The organism is Acinetobacter sp. V2 (assembly GCF_001188385.1).
In the GTDB taxonomy this organism is placed as follows: Bacteria; Pseudomonadota; Gammaproteobacteria; order Pseudomonadales; family Moraxellaceae; genus Acinetobacter; species Acinetobacter oleivorans.
The window spans coordinates 432,504-440,482 of the sequence record NZ_JZFB01000002.1; the positions used below are offsets into that span (position 1 = coordinate 432,504).

Genomic DNA, 7,979 nt, shown 5'->3' on the forward strand with positions numbered 1-7,979 from the left:
CAATGATGGTGAAGTGTTCGGACAAAATTCTGATCATTTCCACATTCATGTCATTCCGTACTACAAAAACCAACCGTTGAAACTTGACCAACGTTGGGGTGTACAAAAGGATTAATCCTTTTTATACATGAAGCAGAGGTTACTCATTATCAGGTAATCTCTGTTTTAACATACTCTCGCTGTTCGCCTGCTTTAAACAAAATTTCATCTAAATTTCAGCTATAATTTAGCCCTTACTTCTCTTCTATAGCTGTTCATGCCTGAATTTTCTTTTTCTGATGCTCTTTTAAACTGGTTCGATCAACATGGTCGTCACGATTTGCCTTGGCAAGTTGCAGATGATCCGTACAAAGTTTGGGTTTCTGAAATTATGTTGCAGCAGACTCAGGTGAAAACGGTTCTGCAATATTTTGACCGCTTCATGGAGCGCTTCCCAACTGTAGAGACGTTAGGTCATGCAACTTGGGATGAAGTAGCACCTTATTGGGCGGGTCTGGGCTATTACGCTCGTGCACGCAATTTGCATAAAGCTGCTGGCCTTGTCACTCAGCAAGGTAGGTTTCCTAAAACACTTGAAGAATGGATTGCACTACCCGGCATTGGTCCCTCTACCGCAGGCGCACTCATGTCTTTGGGTTTACGTCAGTACGGCGTGATTATGGATGGCAACGTGAAACGCGTTTTAGCTCGTTTCTTTGCCATTGAAGATGACTTAAGCAAACCACAGCACGAACGTGAAATGTGGAAACTGGCTGAAGAGCTTTGCCCGACACATCGCAACCATGACTACACGCAAGCAATTATGGACTTGGGCGCAACCATCTGTACGCCCAAAAAACCTCTTTGTTTATATTGTCCAATGCAGGCTCATTGTCAGGCTTATCAGCAAGGTTTAGAACAAGAATTACCTTTTAAAAAACCAAAAAAAACACCACCTGTTAGAACAGCAGATGTTCTTATTATCCAGTGCGAAGATGAATGGTTCTGGCAACAACGTCAAGCTCATGGTCTATGGGGTGGTTTATTCTGTTTACCTATTTTAGAAAATGAACATGAACGACTGAGTTTAAGTCAGCAATTTAAATTACAGGCTCAACCGCAAACTTTTCAGATCAGTCATAGCTTCACTCACTTCACATGGTTACTTAATGCCCACACGTTCCACGTGGAACCTGATCAAAAAGAACATCTGGGGATTGAACTTGAAGGCCAATGGTTAAGTCCGGAACAGGCTATTGCCAAAGGTGTACCAACAGCTATGAAAAAATTGATCTCGACAAGCCGTTCGTGACATAGTGAGCAAAATAATTTTGATATGACTGTGACAGGGAGTATTTTGTGCGACGTTTTGTTTCTCATTTCTCACTTGGTTTTCTGATTATTCTATTGGCGGCCTGTGCCAGTGCACCTAAGAAACCTGCCCCACTTCCACCTGCTCAAGTTAATAAACTTAAAAGTATGCAGCTTCCAAATCGACTGCCTGTACCCGTGAAAGGTGTCGATCGAGATGAGTTAAAAGACACATGGGGAGCTGCTCGCAGTCAAGGTCGTAGTCACGAAGGAATTGATATTTTGGCTCCACGTGGAACCAAAGTATACAGTGCAACTGAAGGGCTCGTTGCCGATCTTCGCAATAACAACTTAGGTGGCAAAGTCATCTGGATTTTAGGTCCAGCTGGAACATGGCATTATTATGCCCACCTTGATGACCACAAACGTGGCTTAAATGTGGGTGACTATGTCAAAAAAGGCGATCTAATTGGCTATGTCGGCAATACGGGCAATGCACGTTATACTTCACCTCATCTTCATTATGGTCTTTACCTAGATGGTAAAGGACGTGGTGCTGTTAATCCTTATTCATATTTACGCTAGGAACATTTTATGTCGGAAGCGCTGATCAATCGCTTAGTAGAGTTTGCCGAGTCTGGCAACCAGCAAAAGATCATTTTAAATGGCAATAGTTATCAAGGCTGGATCATGGAAATCAGCGATGATGCCCTGCTAATCAGTACCGGTTTTTCAGATAAAGTTGGTAAAGACTTTTGGCTAAAGTTTGAAGACTTAACTCAAGCTGAACTGTATTATTGGGATACTCGCCCAAATGAATGGGTGCTGTTTAAACTTTAAAATTCTAAGATAAATATAAGGAGCATTATCATGAAAACTCAACGTTGCGGATGGTGTTCCGACGATCCACTCTATATTGCCTACCATGATGAAGAATGGGGCAAACCGGAACATGACGAAGCACGTTTATTTGAAATGCTTTGCCTTGAAGGCCAGCAAGCTGGTTTATCTTGGATTACCGTACTAAAAAAAAGAGAAAGCTACCGTCAGCATTTTTTTAATCATCCGATTGCAGAAATTGCTTCATTCACAGATGATTTTTTAGAACTAAAATTATCCGATGCAGGCTTAATTCGCCACTTAGGCAAACTCAAAGCTATTCGTGATAATGCAATTGCTTGGCAAGCGCTCAAAGCACAAGTCGGTGATGTTCCTAAATGGCTTTGGCAGTTTGTAGATGCAGCTCCACAACACAATGATGTTGTAGATTATCGTAAGGCTCCTGCACAAACTGAACTCAGCGTAAAACTTTCCAAGACTCTTAAAAAGAATGGCTTCAAATTTGTCGGCCCAACCACCTGTTATGCTTTTATGCAAGCAGTAGGCATGGTCGATGATCATGAAAACGATTGTCAATTTAAAGCTTCATAACCCACTCGAACGGTTCAAATCCGCTTAAGGAGTTTCCGATGAGCAATAATACGATTCAGGCTTATGCCGCAATGCAAGCAGGTGAGAAACTGGTTCCCTACCAATTTGATGCAGGTGAATTACAACCACATCAGGTTGAGGTAAAAGTTGAATACTGTGGTTTATGTCATTCTGATATTTCAGTTCTGAACAATGAATGGCGCTCGACTGTCTACCCTGTGGTTGCGGGTCATGAAATTATTGGACGAATTGTTGCTTTGGGTTCAGAAGCCAAAGGTCTACAAATCGGGCAGCGTGTCGGCATTGGCTGGACTGCTGAAAGTTGCCAAGCCTGTGATGAATGTATTGGTGGTCAGCAAGTACTTTGTACAGGCGGAAGTGTTGCAACAATCGTGGGGCATGCTGGTGGTTTTGCCGATAAGGTCCGTGCAGGCTGGCAGTGGGCTATTCCCCTCCCTGACGATTTAGACGCTGAAAGTGCCGGTCCTTTACTTTGTGGCGGAATTACCGTTTTTGACCCGCTGCTTAAACATAAAATTCAAGCAACACATCATGTCGGTGTGATCGGTATTGGTGGCTTAGGTCATATTGCCATTAAGCTACTCAAAGCTTGGGGCTGTGAGATCACTGCATTTAGTTCCAATCCTGATAAAACAGAGGAACTTAAAGCAATGGGGGCAGATCATGTCGTGAATAGCCGCGATACAGACGCGGTAACAGCACAAAAAGGGAAATTTGATTTATTGCTCAGCACAGTAAACGTGACCTTAAACTGGCGTGCTTTCATTTCTACACTAGCACCCAATGGTTCATTGCACTTCTTGGGGCTGACTCTGGAACCTGTTCCTGTTTCTGTAGGTTCACTTATTAGTGGTGCTAAGTCAGTGACAGGCTCACCTACGGGTTCACCAGCTGCACTGCGTCAACTTTTGAAGTTTGCTGCACGCAAAAAAATTGCGCCTCAAATTGAGCTATTTCCAATGTCACAGCTTAATGAGGCAATTGAACGTTTACACTCAGGTCAGGCACGCTACCGCATTGTGTTGAAAGCAGACTTCGTAGAATAAAACTAACTCACAATTTTTATCTGTTGTCGTGACCATTCCGCCAAGTCACTAATTGCTTGGCGGACATCTGCTGTTAACTCATGGCCTGCGTTTAAACGAATGAAATGTCGATATCGTTCGTCCTCACCAAAAACATGGCCTGGTACCACGGTAATTCCTTGAGCTTTCGCAGTGTAATACAGCGCTAAGGTATCTACTTCTTTTGGTAACTGTATCCAGAGTGCATAGCCGCCTTCGGGCTGGCTTAACGCAATTGGAAGGCCGTCAAAGGCTCTTAAAATACAACTGCGATATTGCTCGACCTGTCGCATTAGATTTGGTCGTAGCTGCTCTAAATGCTCTCGATAACCACGGCTATAAATAAAATCAGCTAAGCCTAATTGTAGTGGTGTATTTACACCAATATTACTTGCCAGTAGCTCTAGTTTTAAATGCTGTAGCTTTGAGCTTAAACAGAACCACCCTACCCGATATGCGCTCGATAATGACTTAGAAACTGATCCACACCAAATGACATAGCCTTCGCGGTCCCAATAGCGAATCGGTAGCGGGCGTTCATTGCTGTAACCACATTCACCAAAAATATCGTCTTCAATAATAAAGCACTGATACTTTGCAGCTAATTCAGCAATCTTTTGTTTTTCTGCATTACTTAAACAATATCCTAAAGGATTTTGATAGTTGGCTGTCATCAGGCAAACCTTCGCCAAACCCTGCTCCATCAATGATTCTAAACGTTCAAGATCAATGCCTCGATGATGTGCTGGAATTTCAATAATCTGCCGTTTTAAACTTGCTAAAAGCTGTAGTTGCCCATTGAAAGTAGGTGTCGGAATTAAAATACTATCGCCTACTTCTGTTAGATGCTGAATGACTAACGACAAAGCAGGGATGCAACCATTGGTAATAAAAATATCTTCCGTTGCAATGAAGATTCCGTCTTCGCGCCAATGATCAGAAAGCGCTTTTCTTAATTGCTCATGTCCTTGTTTATTACAATAGAGAAAGTCTTGTGGCTGGCAATTTTTTAAAGCCCGTTGAATAGAACGACGTAAACCTTCTACTGGAATAAAATGCGGCGTCAACTGAATTGAACCCAACGGTACGAGATGGCTCTGTAATGCAGCTTCTTGAATTTGGTTATGCAACTCTAGATTTGAGACTTGCCGAGGTAAAGACAAAAAATCTGGGCTATCAGGAATAGGGCTAGATTGAGTACGAGCAACCACAAAGTAACCTGATTTCGGCTTTACATAAATCAGTCCCCTCGCCTCAAGCAATTCATAGCAACTTTTTGCTGTGCTTAAGCTAATACTGTGCTGACGAGCGAAATCTCGTAATGAAATCAGCTTTTGATGAGGCTTGAGCTCATCTTGATAAATTCGATGTGCTAATTGATTGGCAAGAACCTGATATTGGAAAGTCATTCTGTGCTGCTTTTTTTAAAATTTCTGTATCTGTACTGGTTTATAGAACACCTTTACGCTATAGAAATCAACTCAAAGAGTAGCAAGATCATGAAATTAAAAGCTATATTGTTATTTACTATTGTTTTAGCAGGTTGCCAGCCACAACCAAAAAACGAGCAGTACAGACATACGGTTTGCCAAAGTCTCATTGAAGGTTATTTAAAAATGACCAATCAACAAGACTATAAAATGGAGCAACGCACTGATGATGAGACCAGTACGATTTCTCATTATCAATATAAGCGTAATAGCCCAAATGAAGTTGTCATGGTGAATTCAACTTATTCCAAATTATATTTTAGTTGTCGACAACAGCAAAAAAGCTATTTTCTGGCACAGCATTCATCAGAGGGACAAATCACTCCAATTTTAGAAGTTCATTTTCCAACTGATGGCTATGCTACTTTTAGAGAGCGCTTTTAAAACCATCTTTTAACTGTTCTGCCAAAAACTCAATGAACAAACGGATTCGTTTTGGTAGATGCTCTTGTTGATAATACACAGCATGGATGCTTTGATATTGATGCTCAATTTGATCTTCGAATAATGCAATCAAGCGTCCTTCTTGAATATCTTTCCAAATTTCAAATTCAGATAGTCGTGCAATACCATGGCCTCTAATCGTGAGTTGGCGTACCGTCTCACCACTAGAAGCTTTAATATTTGCTTGTGCAAAAAAATATTCATCGCCGATTTTAATCGGCCAGCTATTAATATAGGCAGGTCTGGTAAAACCAATCAGGTCATGATGTTCGAGTTGTTCAGGCTGTGTTGGTGTGCCCTTAATCGCTAGATATTCTGGGCTCGCAACAATAAATAAGCGACTTTTACACACCAGTTTGGCATGCAGACTCGAATCATTGAGCTCCCCAAACCGAAATGCCACATCGGTTTTATGCTGCAATAGATCAATCACCTGATCATTACTATTTAACTCAATTTCAATATTTGGATAGCACTCACGAAACTTATGCATTAATGGGGCAATCACGTGTAAAACAAACGGCGTTGCTGAATCAATACGAATGAGTCCCGCAGTACCCTGATCAGATTTTTGTAGTTCTTCTTCAGCCGCATTTAGTTCATTTAAGATTTTACGAGCCTTTATAAGAAACTGCTGCCCTTCTTGAGTGAGTTTCAATTTACGTGTCGTTCGCTCTAACAAAGTCACATCTAACTTAGTTTCCAAGCGTGTTAAAGATCGACTAACTCCCGAAGGTGTTTGTTTTAAATGCTCTGCTGCCGCAACAAAAGAACCCGTATCAACGATTGCGATAAACGCGACGAGTTCTTCAATGGTTGATTTCATGTCTTATTCTATTATTGACTAATGATCAAAGATATTTTGCTTATTCATGTATTTTTTCGCAACAATAAAAAAAGCAAAATGCACATCAAGTAAATGATTATTCAAATTTAGGTAAACACATGAATATTCCACGTTTTGGTCTAGGTACTTTCCGTCTTAAAGAACAAGCAGTCATTGATTCTGTGAAAACTGCTTTAGACGTAGGTTACCGTGTAATTGATACTGCTCAAATTTATGACAATGAAGCAGCGATTGGTCAAGCCATTGCTGAAAGCGGTGTATCACGTCAGGACTTATTTCTAACCACAAAAATCTGGGTAGATAATTTTGCTCAAGATAAGTTTATTCCAAGCTTAAAAGAAAGCTTAGAAAAGCTTCGTACTGACCATGTCGATTTAACTTTGATTCATTGGCCAGCACCAGATTTAGGCGTTTCGATTCCTGAAATCATGAAGCTTTTACTTGAAGCGAAAGAACAAGGTCTTACTAAACAAATTGGTATTTCAAACTTCAATATTGACCTTACTCAACAAGCGATTGATACAATTGGTGCTGAAAATATTGCAACCAACCAGATTGAGTTAAGCCCTTATCTTCAAAACCATAAACTTGTAAATTTCTTACAAGAGAAGAATATTGATGTCACTTCATATATGACGCTTGCGTACGGTAAAGTGCTTCAAGATCCAGTTTTAACTGAAATTGCAGCAGCTCATAAAGCAACAACAGCGCAAATTGCACTTGCGTGGGCATTGCAACGTGGTTTTGCAGTCATTCCATCTTCGACTAAACGTGAAAACCTGATTAGCAACTTAAAAGCACAGGATATCGAGTTAACTTCAGCTGAAATGCAAATGATTGCCGAACTTGATCGTAACAGTCGTGAAGTTAGCCCAGAGCCATGGGCACCAGTTTGGGACTAAACTCATGAACACTCAATCAAATACGGCGTTCTCGTTATTGGCATTGGCAATTGGTGCCTTTGCCATTGGCACCACGGAATTCTCACCAATGGGGCTGTTGCCGAATATCGCTAATGATTTAGGGATTTCAATTCCAACGGCCGGAATGTTAATTACGGGCTATGCACTTGGCGTCATGCTAGGTGCCCCGTTCATGACCTTGTGGTTTGGTGGTTTTGCACGACGTAATGCGCTTATCTTCCTGATGGCGATCTTTACGGTAGGTAACCTGATAGCAGCGTTTTCACCAAGCTATATGAGCTTATTAGGTGCGCGTCTCATCACAAGCCTTAACCATGGTGCTTTCTTCGGGATCGGTTCAGTTGTAGCAGCAAGCATTGTGCCCGCACACAAACAGGCCAGTGCTGTAGCAACCATGTTTATGGGATTAACAATTGCCAATATTGGTGGTGTACCGTTGGCAACATGGGTTGGGCAAAACATTGGCTGG

The 7,979-nt window shown here is 41.5% G+C and carries 10 protein-coding genes and 1 pseudogene; 9 read left to right on the top strand and 2 right to left on the bottom strand.

All coding sequences use genetic code 11. The annotated features are described in order from the left end of the window. From UC75_RS21210 to ahr, 6 genes and pseudogenes are all read left to right on the top strand, one after another. Positions 1-115: pseudogene (locus UC75_RS21210) on the top strand (HIT family protein); the annotation flags it as partial. A 141-nt stretch (positions 116-256) separates the two neighbouring features. Next, the gene (mutY, locus tag UC75_RS10825) at positions 257-1,291 is read left to right on the top strand and encodes an A/G-specific adenine glycosylase (RefSeq protein WP_049837581.1); all 1,035 of its coding nucleotides are present in this window, start codon (positions 257-259) and stop codon (positions 1,289-1,291) included. A gap of 47 nt (positions 1,292-1,338) precedes the next feature. Then, positions 1,339-1,875 (top strand): M23 family metallopeptidase, encoded by a 537-nt coding sequence (locus UC75_RS10830; protein ID WP_005300382.1) that lies wholly within the window; start codon positions 1,339-1,341, stop codon positions 1,873-1,875. Positions 1,876-1,884: 9 nt separating this feature from the next. Continuing rightward, a complete protein-coding gene (locus UC75_RS10835; protein ID WP_001287364.1) occupies positions 1,885-2,130 on the top strand; it encodes a hypothetical protein in 246 nt (81 codons plus the stop codon). Positions 2,131-2,160: 30 nt separating this feature from the next. Continuing rightward, positions 2,161-2,721 carry a DNA-3-methyladenine glycosylase I gene (locus UC75_RS10840; protein WP_005300378.1) on the top strand — a complete coding sequence of 187 codons (561 nt, stop codon included), beginning with the start codon at positions 2,161-2,163 and terminating at the stop codon, positions 2,719-2,721. 38 nt (positions 2,722-2,759) lie between these two features. Further along, positions 2,760-3,788 carry an NADPH-dependent aldehyde reductase Ahr gene (ahr, locus tag UC75_RS10845; protein ID WP_049837582.1) on the top strand — a complete coding sequence of 343 codons (1,029 nt, stop codon included), beginning with the start codon at positions 2,760-2,762 and terminating at the stop codon, positions 3,786-3,788. Positions 3,789-3,790: 2 nt separating this feature from the next. Here the strand turns inward: ahr and UC75_RS10850 are convergent, their stop codons facing one another. Then, on the bottom strand, positions 3,791-5,215 hold the full coding sequence (locus UC75_RS10850) for a PLP-dependent aminotransferase family protein (RefSeq protein WP_049837583.1): 1,425 nt from the start codon (positions 5,213-5,215) through the stop codon (positions 3,791-3,793). A gap of 90 nt (positions 5,216-5,305) precedes the next feature. Here UC75_RS10850 and UC75_RS10855 point away from each other — a divergent pair, with 90 nt between their 5' ends. Beyond that, the gene (locus UC75_RS10855; protein ID WP_049837584.1) at positions 5,306-5,680 is read left to right on the top strand and encodes a hypothetical protein; all 375 of its coding nucleotides are present in this window, start codon (positions 5,306-5,308) and stop codon (positions 5,678-5,680) included. Here UC75_RS10855 and UC75_RS10860 read toward each other — a convergent pair. Further along, positions 5,664-6,566, bottom strand: a complete 903-nt coding sequence (locus UC75_RS10860; protein WP_049837585.1) for a LysR family transcriptional regulator — start codon at positions 6,564-6,566, stop codon at positions 5,664-5,666. The two genes, UC75_RS10855 and UC75_RS10860, sit on opposite strands and share 17 nt — an antisense overlap. Positions 6,567-6,685: 119 nt before the next feature. On the opposite strand from UC75_RS10860, the gene dkgB reads away from it, so the two are divergent. Beyond that, complete coding sequence (dkgB, locus tag UC75_RS10865; protein WP_049837586.1) at positions 6,686-7,489, top strand: 2,5-didehydrogluconate reductase DkgB; 804 nt, start codon at positions 6,686-6,688, stop codon at positions 7,487-7,489. 4 nt (positions 7,490-7,493) lie between these two features. Continuing rightward, positions 7,494-7,979: MFS transporter (locus UC75_RS21215; protein WP_228137275.1), on the top strand; the 486-nt coding region annotated here is incomplete at its 3' end.

What these genes read in the sequence shown, in the direction of transcription:
- ahr (WP_049837582.1), top strand. Translation starts at nt 2,760, where the DNA reads ATGAGCAATAATACGATTCAGGCTTATGCCGCAATGCAAGCAGGTGAG.
- UC75_RS10855 (WP_049837584.1), top strand. Translation starts at nt 5,306, where the DNA reads ATGAAATTAAAAGCTATATTGTTATTTACTATTGTTTTAGCAGGTTGC.
- UC75_RS10850 (WP_049837583.1), bottom strand. Translation starts at nt 5,215, where the DNA reads ATGACTTTCCAATATCAGGTTCTTGCCAATCAATTAGCACATCGAATT.
- mutY (WP_049837581.1), top strand. Translation starts at nt 257, where the DNA reads ATGCCTGAATTTTCTTTTTCTGATGCTCTTTTAAACTGGTTCGATCAA.
- UC75_RS10835 (WP_001287364.1), top strand. Translation starts at nt 1,885, where the DNA reads ATGTCGGAAGCGCTGATCAATCGCTTAGTAGAGTTTGCCGAGTCTGGC.
- dkgB (WP_049837586.1), top strand. Translation starts at nt 6,686, where the DNA reads ATGAATATTCCACGTTTTGGTCTAGGTACTTTCCGTCTTAAAGAACAA.
- UC75_RS10840 (WP_005300378.1), top strand. Translation starts at nt 2,161, where the DNA reads ATGAAAACTCAACGTTGCGGATGGTGTTCCGACGATCCACTCTATATT.
- UC75_RS10860 (WP_049837585.1), bottom strand. Translation starts at nt 6,566, where the DNA reads ATGAAATCAACCATTGAAGAACTCGTCGCGTTTATCGCAATCGTTGAT.